General features: G+C 62.0%; 17 protein-coding genes and 1 riboswitch. Of the genes, 5 read left to right on the top strand and 12 right to left on the bottom strand.

The features are described 5' to 3' along the window. Nucleotides 1-3: 3 nt before the first annotated feature. The 8 genes from parC to thiC all read right to left on the bottom strand — a co-directional run bounded on the left by parC (nt 4) and on the right by thiC (nt 9,780). Nucleotides 4-2,256 carry a DNA topoisomerase IV subunit A gene (gene parC, locus KEM63_RS03825; protein ID WP_223654878.1) on the bottom strand — a complete coding sequence of 751 codons (2,253 nt, stop codon included), beginning with the start codon at nt 2,254-2,256 and terminating at the stop codon, nt 4-6. Further along, nucleotides 2,253-2,792 carry a retropepsin-like aspartic protease family protein gene (locus KEM63_RS03820; RefSeq protein ID WP_223654877.1) on the bottom strand — a complete coding sequence of 180 codons (540 nt, stop codon included), beginning with the start codon at nt 2,790-2,792 and terminating at the stop codon, nt 2,253-2,255. The genes parC and KEM63_RS03820 overlap by 4 nt, the downstream gene beginning before the upstream one ends. After that, nucleotides 2,785-3,822, bottom strand: coding sequence for an esterase-like activity of phytase family protein (locus tag KEM63_RS03815; RefSeq protein ID WP_223654876.1), 1,038 nt, complete (start codon nt 3,820-3,822; stop codon nt 2,785-2,787). Before KEM63_RS03815 ends, KEM63_RS03820 begins: the two co-directional genes overlap by 8 nt. Then, a complete protein-coding gene (gene parE, locus KEM63_RS03810; RefSeq protein WP_223654875.1) occupies nt 3,819-5,714 on the bottom strand; it encodes a DNA topoisomerase IV subunit B in 1,896 nt (631 codons plus the stop codon). The genes KEM63_RS03815 and parE overlap by 4 nt, the downstream gene beginning before the upstream one ends. A 75-nt stretch (nt 5,715-5,789) precedes the next feature. Further along, complete coding sequence (gene cpdA / locus KEM63_RS03805; protein WP_223654874.1) at nt 5,790-6,602, bottom strand: 3',5'-cyclic-AMP phosphodiesterase; 813 nt, start codon at nt 6,600-6,602, stop codon at nt 5,790-5,792. Nucleotides 6,603-6,700: 98 nt separating this feature from the next. Beyond that, nucleotides 6,701-7,156 carry a DUF1249 domain-containing protein gene (locus KEM63_RS03800; protein ID WP_423747829.1) on the bottom strand — a complete coding sequence of 152 codons (456 nt, stop codon included), beginning with the start codon at nt 7,154-7,156 and terminating at the stop codon, nt 6,701-6,703. Further along, entirely contained in the window at nt 7,153-7,770 is a 618-nt protein-coding gene (locus tag KEM63_RS03795; RefSeq protein WP_423747828.1) for an NUDIX domain-containing protein, read from the bottom strand. Before KEM63_RS03795 ends, KEM63_RS03800 begins: the two co-directional genes overlap by 4 nt. Nucleotides 7,771-7,896: 126 nt before the next feature. Further along, nucleotides 7,897-9,780, bottom strand: coding sequence for a phosphomethylpyrimidine synthase ThiC (gene thiC / locus KEM63_RS03790; protein ID WP_223654873.1), 1,884 nt, complete (start codon nt 9,778-9,780; stop codon nt 7,897-7,899). A 65-nt stretch (nt 9,781-9,845) separates the two neighbouring features. Beyond that, a riboswitch (TPP riboswitch) is annotated at nt 9,846-9,942 on the bottom strand. A gap of 139 nt (nt 9,943-10,081) precedes the next feature. Here thiC and KEM63_RS03785 point away from each other — a divergent pair. Continuing rightward, entirely contained in the window at nt 10,082-11,551 is a 1,470-nt protein-coding gene (locus tag KEM63_RS03785; protein ID WP_223654872.1) for a TolC family outer membrane protein, read from the top strand. A 48-nt stretch (nt 11,552-11,599) separates the two neighbouring features. On the opposite strand, the gene waaA is transcribed toward KEM63_RS03785, so the two are convergent. Further along, nucleotides 11,600-12,859 carry a lipid IV(A) 3-deoxy-D-manno-octulosonic acid transferase gene (gene waaA, locus KEM63_RS03780; protein ID WP_223654871.1) on the bottom strand — a complete coding sequence of 420 codons (1,260 nt, stop codon included), beginning with the start codon at nt 12,857-12,859 and terminating at the stop codon, nt 11,600-11,602. Between the two features lie 122 nt (nt 12,860-12,981). Between waaA and KEM63_RS03775 the strand changes: the two genes are divergently transcribed. From KEM63_RS03775 to KEM63_RS03765, 3 genes are read left to right on the top strand one after another with little or no spacing between them, the layout of a single operon-like run. Beyond that, nucleotides 12,982-14,154, top strand: coding sequence for an FAD-dependent oxidoreductase (locus KEM63_RS03775; RefSeq protein WP_223654870.1), 1,173 nt, complete (start codon nt 12,982-12,984; stop codon nt 14,152-14,154). Continuing rightward, nucleotides 14,154-14,951: an aldo/keto reductase gene (locus KEM63_RS03770; RefSeq protein ID WP_423747849.1), complete on the top strand. Its 798-nt coding sequence runs from the start codon at nt 14,154-14,156 to the stop codon at nt 14,949-14,951. The genes KEM63_RS03775 and KEM63_RS03770 overlap by 1 nt, the downstream gene beginning before the upstream one ends. A 14-nt stretch (nt 14,952-14,965) precedes the next feature. Then, complete coding sequence (locus tag KEM63_RS03765; protein ID WP_223654868.1) at nt 14,966-15,838, top strand: metal ABC transporter ATPase; 873 nt, start codon at nt 14,966-14,968, stop codon at nt 15,836-15,838. Nucleotides 15,839-15,861: 23 nt separating this feature from the next. Here KEM63_RS03765 and hldE read toward each other — a convergent pair whose 3' ends face one another. Both hldE and msbA read right to left on the bottom strand, forming a co-directional pair. Continuing rightward, nucleotides 15,862-17,292 (bottom strand): bifunctional D-glycero-beta-D-manno-heptose-7-phosphate kinase/D-glycero-beta-D-manno-heptose 1-phosphate adenylyltransferase HldE, encoded by a 1,431-nt coding sequence (gene hldE, locus KEM63_RS03760; RefSeq protein ID WP_223654867.1) that lies wholly within the window; start codon nt 17,290-17,292, stop codon nt 15,862-15,864. Nucleotides 17,293-17,332: 40 nt separating this feature from the next. Beyond that, nucleotides 17,333-19,135, bottom strand: a complete 1,803-nt coding sequence (gene msbA, locus KEM63_RS03755; RefSeq protein WP_223654866.1) for a lipid A export permease/ATP-binding protein MsbA — start codon at nt 19,133-19,135, stop codon at nt 17,333-17,335. A 131-nt stretch (nt 19,136-19,266) separates the two neighbouring features. On the opposite strand from msbA, the gene KEM63_RS03750 reads away from it, so the two are divergent. Beyond that, nucleotides 19,267-19,869: a phosphotransferase gene (locus KEM63_RS03750; protein ID WP_223654865.1), complete on the top strand. Its 603-nt coding sequence runs from the start codon at nt 19,267-19,269 to the stop codon at nt 19,867-19,869. On the opposite strand, the gene KEM63_RS03745 is transcribed toward KEM63_RS03750, so the two are convergent. Next, nucleotides 19,870-20,991 carry a glycosyltransferase gene (locus tag KEM63_RS03745; RefSeq protein WP_223654864.1) on the bottom strand — a complete coding sequence of 374 codons (1,122 nt, stop codon included), beginning with the start codon at nt 20,989-20,991 and terminating at the stop codon, nt 19,870-19,872. Between the last annotated feature and the right edge of the window lie 104 nt (nt 20,992-21,095).

Raw genomic sequence — 21,095 nt, 5'->3', positions numbered from 1 at the left:
GGATCAACTGTCGACGCTGATGGCATCGACCTTTTGAAAGCCGCGCGGCAGCTTGTTGCCGCGGCGGCCCCGCTCGCCGCGGTAATGCTCCAGATCGGATGGCTTGAGCGTCAGGGTACGCTTTCCGGCACTCAGCACCAGGTTGGCGTTCTCGGGCAGTACAGTCAGCGCCAACACGAATTCCTCGCGACTACGCACGCGCGCAGAGGGTACCGAGAGAATCTTGTTGCCCTTGCCCTTGGACAACTGCGGCAGCTCGGCCACCGGGAAAACCAGTAGCCGTCCCTCGTTCGACAGTGCGACAACCTGATCACTTTCACGCTGACCTATCGGCAGCGGCGCCATGACGCGGCCGCCCTCCGGCACGTTCAGCAGCGTCTTGCCATTCTTGTTCTTCGCCAGCATGTCAGAACCCTGCACCACAAAGCCGTAGCCCGCGTCCGAAGCCAGCAGATAGAGCGCCTGCTCGTCGGGCACCAGCACACTTTCGAACTTCGCCCCGGGCGGCGGACTCAGGCGCCCGGTCAGAGGCTCGCCCTGCCCCCTGGCAGAGGGCAGCGAATGTGCCGGCAGGGAATAACTGCGACCGGTCGAATCGATGAATACCGCCTGCTGGTTTGTGCGCCCGGCCGATTGACCGAGGAAGCTGTCGCCAGCCTTGTACGACAGGCCCGGTCCATCCACGTCATGACCCTTGGCGCCGCGCACCCAGCCCTTCTCCGACAGCACCACGGTGATTGGTTCGCTCGGCACCAGCTCCGTCTCGGACAGTGCCCGGGCTTCGGCACGCTCCACTAACGGTGAACGGCGAGCGTCGCCATAGGCCTCGGCGTCGGCGATCAGTTCGTCCCGGACCTTGTTACGCAACAGCTTCTCGCTGCCGAGCACCTTCTGCAACTGGTCCCGCTCCGCGGCGAGCGCGTCCTGCTCGCCGCGGATCTTCATTTCCTCCAGGCGGGCCAATTGACGCAGACGCGTATCAAGGATGTAGTCGGCCTGCAGCTCGGTCAGGCCGAAGCGCGACATCAGCTCGGCACGCGGCTCTTCCTCGGTGCGGATGATGTGGATGACTTCATCGATATTCAGAAAGGCGATCAACAAACCTTCGAGCAGATGCAGCCGCGCCAGCACCTTGTCCAGCCGGTACTGCAGCCGGCGTCGTACCGTGCCGACCCTGAATCCGAGCCACTCGCCAAGCAGGCTGCGCAGATCCTTCACTGCAGGCCGCCCATCCGTCCCGATCACGTTGATGTTGACCCGGTAGCTGGTTTCCAGGTCGGTGGTGGCGAACAGGTGCTGCATCAGATCTTCGAGGTCGACCCGATTCGAGCGCGGGACGATGACGATCCGGGTGGGGTTTTCGTGGTCCGACTCGTCTCGCAGATCAGCGACCATCGGCAGTTTCTTGGCCTGCATCTGCGCAGCGATCTGCTCGAGGATGCGCGAGCCGGAGACCTGATGAGGTAACGCGGTAACGACGACCTCGCCTTCCTCCTTGATCCAGACGGCGCGGCAACGTACCGACCCTCGGCCGGTGGCGTACATCTTCAGCAGATCCTGCCGCGGAGTGATGATCTCCGCCTCGGTCGGAAAGTCCGGGCCCTGGATATGTTCGCAGAGCTCGTCCAGTCCGGCGCCAGGATCGTCCAGCAGCCTCACGCACGCCGCCGCGACTTCGCGCAGGTTATGCGGCGGGACGTCGGTGGCCATGCCGACGGCAATGCCGGTGGTGCCGTTGAGCAGTAGGTTGGGCAGCCGCGCCGGCAGGACCATCGGTTCGTCCATCGTGCCGTCGAAGTTCGGCTGCCAGTCGACCGTGCCCTGCCCAAGTTCGCTCAACAGCACCTCGCTGTAGCGGGCCAGTCGCGCTTCGGTGTAACGCATGGCGGCGAAGGATTTGGGATCGTCCGGGGCGCCCCAGTTGCCCTGCCCGTCCACCAGCGGATACCGGTAGGAGAAAGGCTGTGCCATCAACACCATTGCCTCATAGCACGCGGAGTCACCATGCGGGTGATACTTGCCCAGCACGTCGCCGACCGTGCGCGCCGATTTCTTGTGCTTGGACGTGGCCGACAGTCCCAGCTCGCTCATCGCGTAGATGATGCGGCGCTGCACCGGCTTGAGTCCGTCGCCGATGTGCGGCAGCGCACGGTCCATGATCACGTACATCGAATAATTGAGGTACGCTTCTTCGGTAAACGAAGATAACGAGCGGCGTTCAACGCCTTCCATGCTCAGGTCCAGGCTGTCACTCATCGGTTTGTCTCTGTCAATGTCTGTTTCAGCACCAGCTCACCGCCGCGCTGAGTAAAGTCGAGCTGGCGCAGTGCGGTCATGCCGAGCAGCACCTCGTCACCACCCATGCCCGGGACGATCGCCGCGTCGATGTCGCGCAGCTCGATATCGCCAATGCGCAGCGTGTCGATCCGCGTGCGGAAGCTCTCTGCCATGCCGTTGGCAGTGGACACCATGAACGATGCGCCACGATCAAGCCCAAGATCGCCAGCCAGTTGCGCTGGCACAGCGACCATGGTCGCGCCGGTATCCAGCAGCAGCGTCACCATGACGCCGTTGATTTCGCCGCTGAGCACGTAATGCCCGTTGCGATTATCCTCAAGGCGAACCTCAACGGTATCGCCAGTGATCCGCGAGTCGGGATTCTCGTTGGGGTTGCGTCGGCTCTGCCCGATCCCGGCAAACCACTGCGCGGCCAGCGCGAGACCAATCACCCACGCCAGCACGAGCATGATGGTGCCCACGCGACGCGTGCCCTTGGCCGGCGGCTCATTCATGCTGATACCCCGCTTCCCAGTCATCCGGCAGCGCGAAGCGGAACAGCCAGGGCGAGGCATCGCCATCGGCACGGGCGCGGTTGTTGTTATCCACGCCGATGGTCACGCCTGCGCCGTCTATATACAACGCTTCGGCGACGCCGAACGGCGCGTCCGGATAGATATGCGCGTGGCTGAGCAGCGTTTCGGCGAAGGACCAGCAGCGCTCACGCTGGCCGGACACCGGATGACGACGGCATATCTGATGCTCGTTGCGCTCAAGCGTCCAGATACGCTTGCGCCAGTGGATCAGATCGGCAAAATCCAGCGACAGAATGTGCGCGGAGAGCACGCCCGACCCGAAGGGTTCGGCGGGCATATAACGACGCTCCGCCAGCAGTACGCACCCGGCTACCGGACAGCGCCAGCGATCATCCTGCTTCTGCAATCGGACCAGGCCACGGGACAGTCGCTCTGCGGCAAGCCACAGGGTTTGCCCGTCGGCCGATAGCGCCAGCCCTTCGGCCGTTGCATTGACCTGCTGCCACAGGCCCGCTTCGACCCCTTGCTGATAGAACGTCTCGCCCAGATTCAACCAGCTAGCGGTGGCCGGCGACTCGGTCTGCCCGTGCGGCGGCAATTGCAACACACCAAGAAGACTCTCGCTCAACAGGTAGCGATTGCCGGCATCGTCACAGGTGATCGCTTCGAAATCCATCGCCTGGCCACTCAAGCTACGTATCCAGGCACCCGCCATCAGATGGAGGGGAAGAATCGAGGGTCGAGATTCCGGCAGATCGAAAGGTTCCTGCTCCGCCCGCCAGCGCTCCTCTTCGGGGTGAAGGACGAACAGCCGTGTATCCTCTCGATCGGATACCGCCAGCCAGCGCCCCTCGCACCGGGTGACGCCGGAAAGATTGCCACGCTCCATGCCGCTTATCGGCGCGGCCTGCTCCAGCATCAGCTCGGTCGCCCGCTCGAAAGCGGCCAGAGCCGGACTGACAGAGCTCAGCAAGGCAGCGATGAGCAAGCCGGAACCGGCTCGAATCACAACAGGACCTCGGCGAGGTTGCCCTTCTCCTCCAGCCACTGCTTGCGATCCGGTGAACGCTTCTTTGCCAGAAGCATGTCCATCAGCGCTTCGGTACCGACCGGATCTTCAATGGTCAACTGGACCAGCCGCCGGGTATCGGGTGCCATCGTGGTTTCACGCAGCTGCAAGGGGTTCATTTCGCCAAGACCCTTGAAGCGGGTGACCTGAACCTTGCCACGCTTGTTTTCTGCCTGGATCCGATCGATGACGCCCTGCTTCTCCGCATCATCCAGCGCATAGAAGGTTTCCTTGCCTACATCCAACCGATACAGCGGCGGCATGGCGACGAAGACGTGTCCGGCCTCGACGAGCCTGCGGAAATGCCGAACAAACAATGCACACAGCAGCGTGGCAATGTGCAGCCCGTCGGAGTCGGCATCAGCGAGGATGCAGATCTTGCCGTAGCGCAATTGGGACAGATCTTCCGAGCCGGGGTCGACGCCGATGGCCACGGCGATGTCGTGCACTTCCTGTGAGGCGAGAACCTGCCCGGACTCGACCTCCCAGGTGTTGAGAATCTTGCCGCGTAGCGGCATGACGGCCTGGAACTCCTTGTCCCGGGCCTGCTTGGCACTGCCGCCGGCGGAATCACCTTCGACGAGAAACAGCTCCGACCGACGACTGTCCTGCCCGGCGCAATCAGCCAGCTTGCCGGGCAACGCCGGGCCCTGGGTAATGCGCTTGCGCTCGATCTTCTTGCCGGCCTTGAGCCGGCGGCTGGCGTGATTGATGGCCATTTCGGCCAGCTGTTGGCCGATGTCAGCGTGCTGATTGAGCCACAGGCTGAATGCATCCTTCACCACGCCGGACACGAAGGCCGCGGACTCGCGTGAGGACAGCCTTTCCTTGGTCTGCCCGGAAAACTGTGCCTCGGCCATTTTCAGCGAAAGCACATAGCTGACCCGCTCCCAGACGTCTTCCGGCGCCAGCTTGACGCCTCGCGGCAACAGATTGCGAAACTCGCAGAACTCGCGGATTGCCTCGAGCAGACCGGAGCGCAGACCGTTGACGTGCGTACCGCCCTGCGCAGTGGGAATCAGATTGACGTAGCTTTCCTGCACCAACTCGCCGCCTTCGGGCAACCAGGAGACTGCCCAGTCAACCGCTTCCTTGCTTCCGGCCAGGCTGCCGGTGAAGGGCTCCTCCGGCAGGCGCGGCCATTGCGAGCAGGCATCGATCAGATAATCGCGCAGGCCGTCCTCATAGAACCAGCTGACCTGTTCGCCGTTTTGCCGGTCGTCAAAATCCACCCGCAGCCCGGGGCACAAGACCGCCTTGGCCTTGAGCAGATGCTTGAGGCGGCTGAGGCTGAAGCGAGGCGAATCGAAGTAGTCCGCATTCGGCCAGAACTTCACACTGGTGCCGGTGTTGCGCTTGCCAACCGTACCGATCACATCGAGTTCGCTGACTTTCTCGCCGTTTTCAAAGGCGATGCCATATTCCTGGCCGTCGCGCTTGACGCGTACTTCCACCCGCAGCGACAGCGCGTTCACCACTGAGATGCCCACCCCGTGCAGACCGCCGGAGAACTGATAGTTCTTGTTGGAGAACTTGCCGCCTGCGTGCAACCGGGTAAGGATCAGCTCGACACCGGAGACGCCTTCCTCCGGATGGATATCCACCGGCATCCCGCGACCGTCGTCACTCACCTCAAGGGCATTGTCGGCGTGCAGAATGACGCTGATGGTGCGAGCGTGACCAGCCAGCGCCTCATCAACACTGTTGTCGATCACTTCCTGAGCCAGGTGGTTCGGACGCGTTGTGTCGGTATACATGCCGGGACGACGGCGGACCGGATCCAGGCCGCTGAGTACTTCCAGCGCGTCGGCGTTATAGGTCGATTGGGACATAGATCGTCTGATTATCCTTGGATAGATCCTGCAGGCCGGGCCAGTCTGGCTGCAACAGCCAAAGGTCCGGAACGCTCAGTAGCCGCTGGCACCTTCTTCCGGAAGAAAGCTGCCGGCTGCGAGGCGGATCACGCCGGTCTCGATCCGCCCATCGTTGAACAGTTTCAGCCAACGGTAGCCCGGCGCGAGCGTATCGGTAGCGAAGTCCGTGCTGTGCTCGGCGAACTGTACACAGGTCGAGGGCGTGGCCAGCAGACGCAGATTTCCGCGGCGCTCGTCCAACTGCTGATGTATGTGCCCCCACAATACCACCTTCACCTGGTCAGCGCCGTCCAGACGTGCCAGGAGACGTTGCCCGTTGCGCAGCCCCAGTGGCTCCATCCAGTCACTGCCGATGGACACCGGATGATGGTGCAGGCAGACCATCACATGCCGATCACCAGCGCTGGAAAGCGCAGCGTCGAGACGCGCGAACTGCTGTTCTCCGAAATGCCCGGCTACCGAACCGGCCACACTCGAATCGAGCATGACGATCCGCCAGCTGCCTACATCGATCCAGTCTTGCCATAGCCCCGTCGGTCGTCCAAGTGTTTCCATGAGGACGGCGTCATCGTGGTTGCCGGGAATCCAGTGGCACGGTGCAGGCAGCCGCTCGACGGCTGCAATGAAGCGACGGTACCCGGACTCGCTGCCATCCTGGGTGATGTCTCCGGTGGCGAGCACCCTGTCGATGCGAGACTGGTTGGCGAGCACGTCGTCGATAACGGCCTGAAGGCTGGCGTGCGTGTCCAGTCCCAGCAGGCGCGCGGCGGGGTCGGCAAACAGATGACTGTCTGTAAGCTGGATCACGACTACGTGATCAGCTTCGGTGATTCCGGTCGGCGGCATCGACGGCCTGCTCCTTAGTCCCTTTCCTGCCCACTATGATGGCAGCGAGTGTCGGGCGAATCCAGTGACTGGTTCACACAGACCCCGCCGCCGCAGGCTCAGGGATTGAGTATGACCGGTTGATCGCTTTGCCCATAGCGCTGGCAGTAGCCAAGCCACTCGCCAAGGAAGCTGTTGAGCTGGTACTTCTCGTCCGGCTGCAGCATCTGCTCGTTGGGATAGGGATACACCCCGCGGAAACGACGCCGATTGTAGGCTGCCACCACTTCGGCCATATGGGCGTCATGGTACAGGCGCACCTCCATGCTCGGTGGCGCCAGCCAGTCATGACGGCGCTCGTGTATCAGCTGCAGCGTGGAGGTGTATCGACAGCGTTCAAGAATCCGAAGTGTCAGTTTCTGTGGAACGCCGTCACCACTGTCAACGCGAATGCACAGCTCATCCTGCACAGCCATGCCCGGCATCAGCCGCTGCAGTCTGAAGTAGTTGGTTTCGCAGATGGCCTGCAACGTCACCAGGTCGACGCGGTACCGCGGTTTGCGCGCGGCGATCATGGTCGGCCCCCTGCTTCGCTACGGATACGCTGGGCATGCAGGCCAAGCCACTGCAGCGCGATGATGGTCGCCGCATTGTCGATCAGCCCCTGCTCGACAGCTGCCAGCGCCTCTTCACGCGACCAGACGCTGACACGAATGTCCTCGCCTTCCTCGGCCAGACCATGGATACCACCGGCACCACGGCTGTCGACAATGCCGTAGTACAGGTAGACCAGTTCGTCGCTACCGCCCGGCGAAGGAAAGTAACGCGTGATCGGCGCGAGCGAAATCAGCTCCAGGCCGGCTTCTTCCGCTGCTTCACGGTGCGCTACGGTTTCGGGGGATTCATCCTTGTCGATCAGGCCGGCGACCAGCTCGATCATCCACGGCCGTTCGCTCTTCTCCAGCGCCCCGATCCGCACCTGTTCGATCAGCACAACGCTGTCTTCCCAGGGATCATAGGGCAGTACGCAGACCGCATCGTGCCGTACGAACAATTCTCTTTGCAGTTCGGGCCCCCACGAGCCGTCGAACAGGCGGTGACGCAACCTGAGAATGTCCAGCCGATAGAATCCGCTGAACCCGGACTCGCGGCTGACAATCTCGACATCGCTGCGGTTGAACGTCTTCAATATGAGCTGCCTCCGAATGGTCTGGCTCCGGCGCGACCTGCGTCGGAGTCATCCGCGACAGGCCGCTCATCCCGGAGCCGGTCTTTGACTCTAAACTCGCACACCTTCGGCACGCTCGGCAACCCGTCAGACCTTCTGGTAGAGCTGCGACCCTGCCGAACGGAACTCCTGCGACTTCGCTTTCATGCCCTCCTCGGCCGCCACGTCCAGCGTGTCAATCCGCTGGGTCGCGGCGTAGTCACGCACTTCCTGGGTGATTTTCATGGAGCAGAACTTGGGACCACACATGGAACAGAAATGTGCCACCTTGGCCGACTCCTTCGGCAAGGTTTCGTCGTGAAAGGCCCGCGCCGTGTCCGGATCGAGACCCAGGTTGAACTGGTCCTGCCAGCGGAACTCGAATCGGGCCTTCGACAGCGCATTGTCGCGAATCTGGGCACCCGGGTGCCCCTTGGCCAGATCGGCGGCGTGCGCAGCGATCTTGTACGTGATGATGCCGGTCTTGACGTCGTCACGGTTGGGCAGGCCAAGGTGCTCCTTGGGCGTGACGTAACACAGCATGGCGCAGCCGAACCAGCCGATCATGGCCGCACCGATGCCTGAAGTGATGTGATCGTAGCCTGGAGCAATGTCCGTGGTCAGCGGTCCGAGGGTATAGAACGGCGCTTCGTCGCAGCACTCGAGCTGCTTGTCCATGTTTTCCTTGATCAGCTGCATGGGCACATGACCCGGGCCCTCGATCATGACCTGAACGTCGTGTTTCCAGGCCAGCTTGGTCAGCTCGCCAAGGGTTTCCAGCTCGCCGAACTGCGCCTCGTCATTGGCATCGGCGATGGATCCCGGGCGCAGGCCGTCACCCAGCGAGAAGCTGACGTCATAGGCTTTCATGATTTCGCAGATGTCGTCGAAATGCGTATAGAGAAAGTTCTCCTTGTGGTGGGCCAGGCACCATTTGGCCATGATCGATCCGCCCCGCGAGACGATTCCGGTCACGCGCTTTGCGGTCATCGGCACGTAGCGCAGCAGCACGCCGGCATGGATGGTGAAATAGTCGACGCCCTGCTCGGCCTGTTCGATAAGCGTGTCGCGGAAAATCTCCCAGGTCAGGTCCTCGGCCACACCGTCGACCTTTTCCAGTGCCTGGTAGATCGGCACAGTACCGATCGGCACCGGCGAGTTGCGGATGATCCATTCCCGCGTTTCGTGAATGTTCTTGCCGGTGGACAGATCCATCACCGTATCAGAGCCCCAGCGGATGCCCCAGGTCATCTTCTCGACCTCCTCTTCGATCGAGGAGCCGAGCGCCGAGTTGCCGATGTTGCCGTTGATCTTCACCAGAAAGTTTCGGCCGATGATCATCGGCTCAAGCTCGGGGTGATTGATGTTCGCCGGGATGATGGCGCGGCCACGCGCGATTTCCTCGCGGACGAACTCGGGCGTGATCTGCCGGGGGATGCTTGCACCGAAGCTGTGGCCCGGGTGTTGCTGGTCAAGCAGCCCAGCTTCGCGGGCCCGCTCGAGCTTCATGTTCTCGCGGATGGCAACGAACTCCATCTCGGGCGTGATGATGCCCTTGCGCGCATAGTGCATCTGACTGACGTTGTGCCCGGCCTTGGCCCGACGCGGCGTGCGGACATGGGCGAAGCGCATGTGATCCAGACTCCCATCGGCCAGACGCGAGCGCCCGAACTCGGAACTCAGACCGGAGAGGATTTCCGTATCGCCTCGCTCGTCGATCCAGGCGCTGCGGATGTCGGCCAGCCCTGCTCGCAGGTCAATGGATGCAGCCGGGTCGGTGTAGGGGCCGGACGTGTCGTAGACCACGACCGGCGGGTTCGTTTCACCACCGAACTCGGTCGGCGTGTCGGCCAGGCTGATCTCGCGCATGGGTACGCGGATATCCGGCCGCGAGCCGGTAACGTAGATCTTCTTCGAATTGGGCAGAGGCTGGGTGGCGGCGCTATCGGCACCGGAGGTGGCGATGGCTGTATCAGGCAAACGGCTGTTCATTGTTGTGCTCCACTGCGTGGGTTGCGCAGGGAACCGAAACGGAGCTCGGGCGCCGGAAGGACGCGGAAGATGCTCATCTCGATTCCTACGCCGGTGCTAACCGGTTCAGGTTCAACGGGTATTATCTCAGCCCAGGAAAACCGGGCACCCCGTCAAGATGAACGCAGAGCTTAGCACCCCCCTGGAACGCCTACCAGTTGCCCCGGAACACTTTGTTCCGCCCACGCCCCACAGGTTGCTTGACCGCTGCGCACCGCCTCATTAGCCTTGGCGGATTATCTACCATGCGAAGGATACCTGCATGTTGCGCCCCCTCTATGTTGCAATCGTGCTCGCCGGGCTTTCTTCTGGCCATGCCATGGCCAAAACCGATCTGATGACCGTCTACCAGGAAGCCCTGGCCAACAGCGCGGATCTGGCGGCAGCGCAGGCGGAATCGCAGGCTTTGCAGGAAGCTTTACCGCAGGCGCGCTCCGCCCTGTTGCCGGAAATCGGCCTGGGTGCGGGCGCAGCCCGGGAGCGAATCGACATCGACGGCGTGGGCAGCGACACCTACTCCACCCACTACTATCAGGCCAGCCTGGTTCAGCCGCTGTTCGATGCATCGAGCTGGTTCAACTATCAGGCTGCCAAGGCAGTCAGCGAGCAGGCGCGACTGGAGTTCTCGGCGACCCAACAGGCGCTGATTCTCGAGGTAGCCCAGGCCTATTTCAACGTTCTGCTGGCGACCGACACCTTGGCCACGGCGCGCGCTGAGGAAGAAGCCTTCGAACGTCAACTCGAACAGGCACGCGAGCGCTTCGAAGTCGGCCTCTCGGCCCGGACCGACGTGCTCGAAGCGCTCGCCGGGTTCGATACGTCACGCGCTGCGCGTCTGACGGCGCAGACCAACCTGGCGGTCAGCTATCAGGCGCTCACCCGTCTGACCAACCGCGATTACGATGACCTCATGGGTATTCGCCATGAGCTGCCGGTCCTGCCGCCGACACCCGCGAGCCTGCAGGACTGGGTAGACACCGCCGCCGTGCAGAATCTGTCGCTACAGGCTGCTCGCCTGGCGATCGACAGCGCATCGGAAACCTTGCGCAGCAGCCGCGCCGGCTATGCACCCAGGGTCAACGCCGTACTCAATCATCAGGCCAGCTTCGGCGGGGCCAGCACCGGAGCGGGCGCCGGTGCTGCGGTGGGCGGAGTAGGCGGTGGTGGCGCAAGTGGCAATGATGTCGAGCGCACCAGCATTGGCGTGGAGCTGACGCTGCCGCTGTTCACCGGCGGCGCGACCACCTCGCGGGTCCGGGAATCGAGCTATCGCCTGTCCCAGGCCGAATTCGCGAGTGAGGCGCAGCTGCGCCGCGTAGTGGAGAGTACGCGTAATCTCTACCGCACTGTCACCTCCAGCGTTGAGGAAGTCGAAGCCCGCCGTCAGGCGATCATTTCCGCCAATGCAGCGCTGGATGCCACGCAGACCGGCTACGAAGTCGGGACGCGCAACGTGGTGGACGTGCTGGAGGCACAGCGCAATCTGTTTCGCACGGTTCGCGACTACAACAACACGCGCTACAACTACATCATCGACAATCTGAGTCTGAAGCAGTCCGCCGGCACCCTGAGCCCCGAGGACCTGAAGGACCTGTCTCGTTGGCTCAATCCGAACTACGACCCGGACCGCCACTTCATCCCGCCCTTCTCCGAAGACGAGGTGGATCAGATGTCGATGGATCGCGAGGAAGCGATTCCGGAACAGGACGGTCCCCTGCTCAATCGGTTCTGAGGGAACCGGCCTCCCGCGACGGATAGCGTCCGTCGCGGGGCGAGCGGGCTAGCGCAGCAGCGCTGCGATGCCGCCCAGCAATGCCTCCAACGCCCCCTGATTACGTTGCACTGCCGCCCGCCCGGCCTCCCCATCTTGCTGTGCTGCCTGCGGATCCGAAAAGTAGCGGACCACCTCGATTGCCAGCTGATTCGCGTCACGAACAACGCGCATCGCACCAGCCTTTCCAAGCAAATCGCTCACCTCGGCAAAATTGAACTGGTGCGGGCCGGACAGCACGGGCAAGCCCAGAGCGGCGGGCTCGAGATAATTGTGGCCGCCGGTGGGTACGAGCGATCCACCGACAAAGGCGACATCCGCACAGCCGAAGAACAGCATCATCTCGCCCATTGTGTCGCCAAGCAGCACCTGATCCGATGGCTGTACCGGCGCGCCGGACGTCCTGCGCACCGCCTGGAGTCCGTGTTCGGCCACCATTCTGGCGACCCCATCGAACCGCTCGGGGTGCCGCGGAACAAGTATCAGCAGCGCGTGCGGATAGCGCTGCAGCACGACCCGGTGAGCTTCGAGGACCGGTTGATCCTCCCCGGCATGGGTGCTTGCTGCGATCCACACTGGCCGGTCCCCCCAATTGGCCCGCCAGCTGTGCGCCTCCGCCTGCGTGGCCGCATCAGGTGTGATGTCGAACTTGATGCTGCCAGTCACCGTGAGCCGGACTTGCTGCAAGCCGAGCTCAAGAAAGCGCCCGGCCTCTGTCGAACTCTGCACCGCAGCCCAGTCGAGCGCGGCGAACATCGGTCGTACCAGCGCTCCGACCCGACGATAGCCGCGGGCCGAGCGCTCCGACAGTCGCCCATTGGCAAGCATGACAGGGACGGATGCGCGGCGACATTCAGCAATCAGGTTCGGCCAGAGTTCGGTCTCCATGATGATGCACAGGCGGGGCGACAGCCTGCGAATCATGCGTCGCTGCAGCCAGGGCAAGTCATAGGGCAGATACGCGTGCCCGACCGAGTCGCCGAACATCCTGCGAATCTGTTCGGAGCCGGTCGGCGTCATGCACGTCACGGTGATGGGCAGATTCGGGTGACGCACGTGCAGTTGACGAATCATTGGTGCGGCGGCTATCGCCTCGCCAACCGATACCGCATGTACCCAGATCCCGCCCGGACGCAGGTCACCGCCCATGGCGAAGCGCTCTCCCCAACGCCGCGCATAGGCCGGCGCGCGCCAGGCACGGTAAATCAGCCGCAGCAGTATCGCCGGCAGCAGCAGGGTGAAAATCAGCGTGTAGAGGAAACGGGGCATCGAGCGGCTTACCTGTAGCAGATGCGGACTGTGCAAGGGCGATAGAGTACCAGATGTGACCCGTACGGCCGGCAGTGGCTATACTAGGAGCCCTTTCACACAAGGTGGCGAATCCCGACCTCATGAGCAACTGCCTGGAAACCGACATCTGCATCCTCGGCGGCGGCATCGCCGGCCTCTGGCTCAACGCGCGCCTGCGCAGCGAAGGCTTCAGCACGCTTCTGATCGAGCGGGGAGCCCTGGGCGGAGGGCAGAGCAGCAAGTCCCAGGGCATCATTCACGGCGGCACCAAGTATGCGCTGCACGGCAAGCTGACCACCGCCGCCGAGGCCATTGCCGGCATGCCCCAGCGCTGGCGTGACTGCCTGCAGGGCAAGGGCGAGGTCGATCTCAGCGGCGTACGGTTGCTTTCCGAGCATCACTACCTGTGGTCACCGGGGAATCTCATCAGCAACCTCGCCGGCTTCTTCGCCAGCAAGGCGTTGCGCGGACGTGTGGATCAGGTGAAGGGCGCCGAGCTCCCTGCGGTATTCGCCAACCCGGCGTTCCGCGGCAAGGTGTATCGTCTTGCCGAACTGGTACTCGACGTACCCGACGTGATCCGCCGCCTGGCCGAACTGTCCGGCGAGAGCCTGGCGGTATCCAGCTCGGCGCAGGTTATGCGACACGGCGACGGCAGCGTCGCCGGCATCCGCATGGGTGATACCACCGTAGTCGCCAGGCGCTACGTACTTACTGCCGGCGAGGGCAATGAGGGTCTGTTGCAAAGCTGGGGCGTGGAGCAGCCGGCGATGCAAAGACGCCCGCTACAGATGGTTCTGGTCAAGGGTCGCGATCTGCCAGCATTGTACGCCCACTGCCTGGGCAGTAGTCCCAAGCCGCGCATCACGGTGACTACGCACCCGTGTGCCGATGGCCAATGGTGCTGGTACCTCGGAGGTGAACTCGCCGAACTGGGGGTCAACATGACCCCCGACGCGTTGATCGACCGGGCTCGTGCAGAGCTCAAGGAACTGCTGCCCTGGGTTCATCTGGATGAATGTCAATGGACGACGCTGCCGGTCAACCGCGCCGAGCCCGCCCAGAGCGGGCTGGTCCGCCCGGATACAGCGTACCTGCAGGCAGTCCACAATGTCCTTGTCAGCTGGCCGACCAAGCTGGCGCTGGCGCCGGATCTGGCCGATCAGACGCTTGGCGAATTGAGAAAGCAGGGAATCGCCCCGGAAATCGCACAGCCGGTCAGCGACCTGCCTACCCCGAAGCTGGCTGCTCCGGTATGGGACGTGGCCTTCTGATGGAGGGTCTGCATAATCACTACCGCTCGCTGGGCAGCACCGGCATGCAGGTGTCCCCGCTGGGCCTGGGAACAGTCAAGCTAGGGCGCAACCAGGGCGTGAAGTACCCCCAGGCGTTCCAGCTTCCCAGCGATCAGGACGCTCGCGAGCTCATCGCCCTTGCGCGCGAACTGGGGATCAACCTGATCGACACGGCTCCGGCGTACGGGACCAGCGAAAGTCGGCTTGGACCGCTGCTGGCCGGCCAGCGCCATCACTGGATACTCTGCAGCAAGGTCGGTGAAGAATTCGACGATGGTGCGTCGCGGTTCGACTTCTCGGCGGCCCACACACGGCTTTCCGTGGAACGCTCGTTGCGACGATTGCAGACCGACTACCTCGACCTGGTACTGCTCCATTCCGACGGAAATGATCTGGCCGCCCTGGATCAGGGCGCCTTCGACATGCTTGAGCAACTCAAGCGCGAGGGCCTGATCCGCGCGTTCGGATTGTCCGGCAAGACCGTCGAAGGTGGCATCGCCGCCCTTCAGCGCAGCGACTGCGCAATGGTCACTTACAACTTGCGCGAGCAGGCTGAGCGACCGGTGCTAGACTTCGCTCTCGCGCACCACAAAGGGATCCTGATCAAGAAGGCACTGGCCAGCGGCCACCTGTGCGAAGACGGCGCGGACCCGGTACAGGAGGGGCTCAGGCTCGTATTGGAACACCCTGCGGTTGCCAGCGCGATTGTCGGCACCATCAACCGTCAACATCTGACCAACAACGTAGCGGCCGTTCTGGCCGTATTGGGTACCTGATATCGGAGCAAGACATGCCACGGATCATCGCACGCAGCAATCCTGTCGTTTTCAAGACCCAGGCAATACGCGTGGAAGCCACACCGGAATGTCTTCGCTACACCCCCGTTGGAAGCCCGATGAATTTTTCCGACATGCTGGCGTTACGTAACCCTGTCAGCGTGGATGATCCCCAACGCTTCGCCATCACGGTCGCCAATCTCGGCGTGTCGGCCGATTTGTGCCTGACCTGGGACGACCGCGAATTTCATCTGATGGTCAGACAGGACAGGCCGGACCGCGATGATCGGGTACTGAAGTTGCTCTCAGGGTATGTGCCGGCGCATGAATTGCGCGTTCCGCTGCTCACCGCCATGACCGAGATAGCCGAAGAGTTGCTGATGGAGGAGCAGTACGGTTGGCTCCAGGGCCAGTACCAGAACACCTGGCTCCCCACCCCCTACGCCAACGAATTGCCGGTGGACAGCAATCGACATTTCACTCTGTCGCCGGCACGCGGTCACACCCGACCGGTGTACTGCGGGGATCTGCAGCTGCAGGAGCGGCCGCGGGCTTACGTCCACCTGCCGACCAACTCGCTGCAACTGGTTTACCACCTGCGGATCGAATTACCCGAATCGGTCAGGCAACTGACCGCGCTGCACGCCGACGAAAAGCTCGATGCCGACGGCCAGCTTACCGCCAGCATGGACTACGACGCCCCCGAGCTGTTTCTGGTCGAGCGACTCGAGCCGCTCGAGACCAGCCGGCTGTTCACACTGGAGAAGGGCCGGCTGGTGGAGCACGACCCGTCCGGCATGGCACTGAGCGAGGCGCTGGCACCGCAAGATGGCTGGATCATCGATTCCCAGCGGACCCATTGGCCGCACGGCCTGGCCACGTTCTAGCAGCCTCGATCGATGGCCTCCCGCTAGCGATCGGACTTTTCCCGAATGCGCTCGACGATCGCCGTGGTCGAGCAGCTTTCGACGAAGTTGAGCACCTTGACGGTCCCACCATAGCTCTGCACGATCGGCGCGCCGACCACCTGCTCTACCGTGTAGTCACCCCCCTTGACCAGCACGTCCGGCCGGATCAGCTCGAGCAATGCCTCAGGGGTGTCATCAGCGAAGGACACAACCCAGTCGACCGCTCCCAGCCCGGCGAGCACCGCCATGCGCCGGTCGACGCTGTTGATCGGGCGTCCCGGGCCCTTGAGCCGGCTCACCGATGCGTCGTCGTTGACCGCCACGATGAGCCGGTCGCCCTGACTGCGAGCCTCTTCCAGATATCCGACGTGACCGGCATGGATGATGTCGAAGCAGCCGTTGGTGAACACGATGCGCTCGCCATGCGCCCTGGCATCCTCGATAGCGACCAGCAATTGTTCGGCGCCCAGAACCCCTCGCTCGCTGCCCTGTTCACGCTGCACCGCCCGGCGAAGCTCCGGAGCACTGATGGCAGCCGTACCCAACTTCCCGATGACGATACCGGCCGCGAGATTCGACAGCCCCACCGCATTGGCCAGCGGCTCGTCCGCGGCCAGCGCGGCCGCCAGCGTCGAAATCACCGTGTCGCCGGCGCCGGTCACGTCAAACACTTCACGGGCTCGGGCGGGAAGATGCAGCGGTGTCTGGCCCCGGGCGAGCAGCGTCATGCCCTGTTCGCTGCGTGTGACCAGCAAGGCCTCGAGTTGGAGTTCCTCGATCAGCGCCATGCCCTTGTCGACCAGTTCCTGCTCGCTGGCGCACTCCCCGACGACCGCCTCGAACTCCGAGAGATTGGGCGTGATCAGCGTGGCGCCGCGATAGATGGAAAAATCCTTGCCCTTTGGATCAGCCAGTACCGGTACGTTCATTTCGCGAGCGGCAGCGATCAACGACTGATGATTGACCAGCGCGCCCTTGCCGTAGTCGGAAAGAACCATCACCTTGACCTTGTCGAGCAGCCCCCGGACCGATGCAAGAATGGCGTCGGCGTCCGTGTCGAAGCGTTCTTCGAAGTCGAGCCGGATCAGCTGCTGATGCCGGCTCATGACCCGCAATTTGGTGATGGTCGGACGGTCTGTGTGCGCCTGGAAATCGCAGAAAACGCCCGCCGCGTTCAGCCGCTGCTTGAGGCTCAGCGCCGCCTCGTCGTCACCCGTAACGCCTACCAGCCAGGCCGGCGCGCCCAGCGCGGAAATGTTCAGCGCGACGTTGCCGGCACCGCCGGGACGATCCTCGATCTGGTCCACCTTCACCACGGGGACCGGCGCTTCCGGCGAAATGCGATGGGTCGGGCCATGCCAGTAGCGATCGAGCATGACATCACCCACCACGAGAACCGGAGCGGAGTCGAAGCGGGGCATGGTCAATTTCATAATCAGTCTGTACCTGTGATGCGGTCCGTCGGGGACCGGTTCATGCTTGGGCGCCAGGCGCCTCGTCCTGAAATTGCATATTGTGCAAACGTGCGTAGTAACCGTTCTGTTCGAGCAACTGCGCGTGGGTGCCGCGCTCGACGATTCGACCTTCATCCATTACCAGAATCAGATCAGCCTTCTCGATGGTAGACAGCCTGTGCGCAATCACCAGCGTGGTGCGACCCTGCATCACCCGATCAAGGGCGGTCTGGATATGGCGCTCGGACTCGGTATCGAGCGCCGATGTCGCTTCATCCAGAATCAGAATCGGCGCATCCTTGAGCAAGGCACGGGCGATCGCCAGGCGTTGGCGCTGGCCACCGGAGAGCAGGACGCCGTTCTCGCCCACCATGGTATCGAAGCCTTCAGGGAGCGCTTCAATGAACTGTCTGGCGTTTGCGGCCTCGGCCGCGGCAACGATGTCCTCACGCGGAGCATCGGCGAGATCCCCGTAGGCGATGTTGGCCGCCACGCTATCGTTGAACAGCGTGACATGCTGGGTCACCAGCGCGATATGCCGGCGCAGGTTGCGCAAGCGGTAGTTGGCCACTTCGACACCATCCACGATGATCTGCCCCTCGGTGTGCTCGTAGAAGCGCGGCAGCAGGTTGGCGAGCGTGGATTTGCCACTACCGGATCGTCCAACCAGCGCGACCATCTGCCCGGGTTCGATGGTGACGTCGATCCCGTTCAACACGCGCTTGCTGGTCCCCGGGTAGGTGAACCCAAGGTTGCGCATCTCCACGCGCCCCTCGAGCCGCTCACGCTCGACGGTGCCGGTGTCGGTCTCCTGCTCCTCATCCAGCTGTTCGAAGATATTTTCTGCCGCGGCGATACCCTTCTGGATATTGGCACTCACCTCGGACAGCTGCCGAACAGGTTTGGGCAGCAGGCCAGCGGCGGTGATATAGGCCACCAGTTCGCCAGGTGTCGCATCACCGCGGAGCAGCAATACAAGAAACATCACCGCGGCCATGGCGCTGTAGGTCACAAGCTGCAAGCTGGGGGTGAAGATCGCACTGGTGCGCGTCATCTTCAGCCCGCGTTTGCGATTGGCTTCGCTGGCCGTATGGAAGCGCTCGGTTTCGTATTCCTCTCCGCCAAAACTGCGCACGACGCGGTAGCCGGTGATGGTCTCCGAGGTGACATGGGTTACGTCACCCATGGCCATCTGAATCTTCTTGCTCTGTTTGCGAAACTTCTTGCTGGCACTGGTTACCATCACACCAATGAACGGAAGGATGGCAATCAACACCAGGGTAAGCTTCCAGTTCATCCACAGCAGATAGGCGAACAGGAAGACGACCGTCAGCCCCTCACGGAAGATCACCTTGATAGCGTCGGTTGCCGCGCCAGTTACCATGGTGGTGTTGTAGGTGATCCGGGAAACGAGATGTCCCGAGTTGTGCTGATCGAAGTAGCGGTTGGGCAGGGTCAGCAGATTGTTGAACAGGCGCGTTCGCAGATCGTGAACAACACCCAGCGAAACCTCGGCGATGAAATAATTCCCGAGGTAGGAACCAATGCCCTGGTATACGGCGATCAGGATGATGAAGAGCGGAAAGCCCCAGATCAACGGTACTCCGAGAAACTGCGCACCACCGCCCTCGTTCAGACCGTCGACGAAATATTGCAGCATCCAGGCCAGTGCCGGCTGACTCGATGCGAAGATGAGAAAACCCAGGATGCTCAGCGCGAAGGCAAACCAGTACGGCTTTACGAAGCCCAGCAGGCGCAGATAGATGCGCGCGGATGAGCGGAGAAAGCTTTCATTTCCGGGATTCCTGGTCGAATCGGTCATGTAAACATCGCTTTGATCGTGGACAACGAAGTCTATCACAAGGGTATCCGCAGAAATTCGTAGCTTCGATGCCAACATCTGTCGCAGCGAAAACAAACTGTTAGACTTGCATCTTTTTCCGGATGAGTAAGATGAGGCTGCTGACCCAGGAAACCTTCGACGGCATGCGCCACGGCGCACAGGTCATCGAAGAGGATTACTACGGCGAGAAGGTACTTCTGCTGGAGGATGGGACCTATCTCAAGCTGTTCAGACGCAAATCCTGGCTTTCTAAAACCGCTTTCTTCCCGCCAGCCAAACGATTCGCGGCCAACGCCCGCGAACTGGCGAGGCGGAACATTCCGTGCCCGAAGGTCATCGCCGTCTACCGTTTGGAGTCCCCGTATCGATCGGTTGTGCATTATCGACCTTTGCTGGGATCAACTTTGCGCAACCTGCTCGACGCTGCAGAAGAAAACCAACAGCACGAACTACTGAGCGGCTTGGGCACGTTCATAGAGCAACTTCACCAAGGGGGCGTCTATTTCCGGTCACTTCACTTCGGAAATATCGTGATCACCCCGGAAGGACGCTTGGGGCTCATAGATATTTCTGATATGCGCTGCCTGAACCGCCCGCTTCCCGTGGGAATGCGTCGTCGCAACTACGAGCATTTGATGCGCTATTCAGAAGACCTGGAGAAACTCTCAGACGCCGTGCGTGTATCCGTGTGCCAGGACATCATCCGGAACTGATCACTCGACACCCAGCAAAGCCGGCAGCGACCAAAAACGGTTGCGCGCGGCGTCATCGGAGAATTGCTGCTGCAAGCGATTCTCCATTTCGCTGCGCAGCGCTTCGATCTGCGCATCAGAATATTCGGAAGCTGTTACCAGGCAAGCCGCAAGAGACAGCGCATCCTTGGCGGTGAACTGCTGCCCATGCTCGCCGACTACCTCCGGCGCTCCGCCACCGTCGCTGGAAATCAGAGGCACGCCGGCTGCCATCGCTTCGATCAGTACTGTTCCGAACGGCTCTCGACTCGAGCTCAATACGAATACGTCAAAAGCCTTGAACAAGCGTCGGGCATCGTGAATCTGTCCGGTAAATACGACCTGATCAGCAATTCCCAACTGGGCAGCGAGGCTTTTCAAATCATGCTCCAGACGGCCCGTACCGCAGATGACCAGCACGCTATTCAACGGAAGGTTCGGTTTGGCTGCAGCAAAGCCTCGGAGCAGTGTCGCCTGGTCCTTGTCGGGGTGCAGGCGCCCGACATGTCCAACGATCCATGCATCACCTGCGATACCGAGTCGCTCCCGGGCTTCCTCTCGCGGATAGAGTGACCGCTTGATTGCGGCGACGTCGATCCGATTGAAGAGCGTGTGCAACCGCTCTTTAGGCCAGGCCGGGAGGGATGTCTGGATATCCTCCTTCACGGAATTGGACACAGCGAGCAGATGCAGCCTGTGGCGGAAGGCGCGGGAGTAGACCTGCCTGCTGAGACGCCGGAAGTCGCCATAGGTATGATGTACGGAAAGGATCGGCAAGTCGGTAGCCATGCACGCGATGTAGCCTGGCTTGGTCCTGTGGGTGATGCACAGACGAAAATCGCGGGTCGCCGCGATCTTGCGAAAATCTCGAATCGCCTTTAGCTTGAAGCCGCGGACCGCGCGCCGGGAACACTCCATGAACAAAACTTCGTCGCAATGGCAGGCCGCCGCTACCGCAGCATTCGAGCGTCCGGTGAGAAACACCGTGGTGACTTTGTACGGCGTGCCTGCGAACAGACTCGCGTACTGGCGGGCCGAGTCCAGATACGGACCTTCGTAGCCGTAGCAGAACTGCAGGACCCTCAATTCGTTGGAGCTCGTCATGTCAGTACGCTTGTTGAATCGACACGCATGGAACATCTCTTGAAGATCATCGAAACCTCATAGGGTGCATGATCACTCGTTAGATGAAGCATGCTTCTATTACG

The sequence above is a fragment of the Halopseudomonas nanhaiensis genome (assembly GCF_020025155.1).
GTDB lineage: Bacteria > Pseudomonadota > Gammaproteobacteria > Pseudomonadales > Pseudomonadaceae > Halopseudomonas > Halopseudomonas nanhaiensis.
Note: the sequence above shows the minus strand (reverse complement) of the source record. Positions and strands in the feature narration are given on the sequence as shown.

Excerpts from the sequence above, each read along its gene's own strand:
- KEM63_RS03765 (WP_223654868.1), top strand. The coding sequence starts at position 14,966 with ATGCCACGGATCATCGCACGCAGCAATCCTGTCGTTTTCAAGACCCAG.
- parE (WP_223654875.1), bottom strand. The coding sequence starts at position 5,714 with ATGTCCCAATCGACCTATAACGCCGACGCGCTGGAAGTACTCAGCGGC.
- hldE (WP_223654867.1), bottom strand. The coding sequence starts at position 17,292 with ATGAAATTGACCATGCCCCGCTTCGACTCCGCTCCGGTTCTCGTGGTG.
- waaA (WP_223654871.1), bottom strand. The coding sequence starts at position 12,859 with ATGCCCCGTTTCCTCTACACGCTGATTTTCACCCTGCTGCTGCCGGCG.
- KEM63_RS03745 (WP_223654864.1), bottom strand. The coding sequence starts at position 20,991 with ATGACGAGCTCCAACGAATTGAGGGTCCTGCAGTTCTGCTACGGCTAC.
- parC (WP_223654878.1), bottom strand. The coding sequence starts at position 2,256 with ATGAGTGACAGCCTGGACCTGAGCATGGAAGGCGTTGAACGCCGCTCG.
- KEM63_RS03785 (WP_223654872.1), top strand. The coding sequence starts at position 10,082 with ATGTTGCGCCCCCTCTATGTTGCAATCGTGCTCGCCGGGCTTTCTTCT.
- KEM63_RS03800 (WP_423747829.1), bottom strand. The coding sequence starts at position 7,156 with ATGATCGCCGCGCGCAAACCGCGGTACCGCGTCGACCTGGTGACGTTG.
- KEM63_RS03775 (WP_223654870.1), top strand. The coding sequence starts at position 12,982 with ATGAGCAACTGCCTGGAAACCGACATCTGCATCCTCGGCGGCGGCATC.
- msbA (WP_223654866.1), bottom strand. The coding sequence starts at position 19,135 with ATGACCGATTCGACCAGGAATCCCGGAAATGAAAGCTTTCTCCGCTCA.
- KEM63_RS03770 (WP_423747849.1), top strand. The coding sequence starts at position 14,154 with ATGGAGGGTCTGCATAATCACTACCGCTCGCTGGGCAGCACCGGCATG.
- KEM63_RS03820 (WP_223654877.1), bottom strand. The coding sequence starts at position 2,792 with ATGAATGAGCCGCCGGCCAAGGGCACGCGTCGCGTGGGCACCATCATG.
- thiC (WP_223654873.1), bottom strand. The coding sequence starts at position 9,780 with ATGAACAGCCGTTTGCCTGATACAGCCATCGCCACCTCCGGTGCCGAT.
- KEM63_RS03750 (WP_223654865.1), top strand. The coding sequence starts at position 19,267 with ATGAGGCTGCTGACCCAGGAAACCTTCGACGGCATGCGCCACGGCGCA.
- cpdA (WP_223654874.1), bottom strand. The coding sequence starts at position 6,602 with ATGCCGCCGACCGGAATCACCGAAGCTGATCACGTAGTCGTGATCCAG.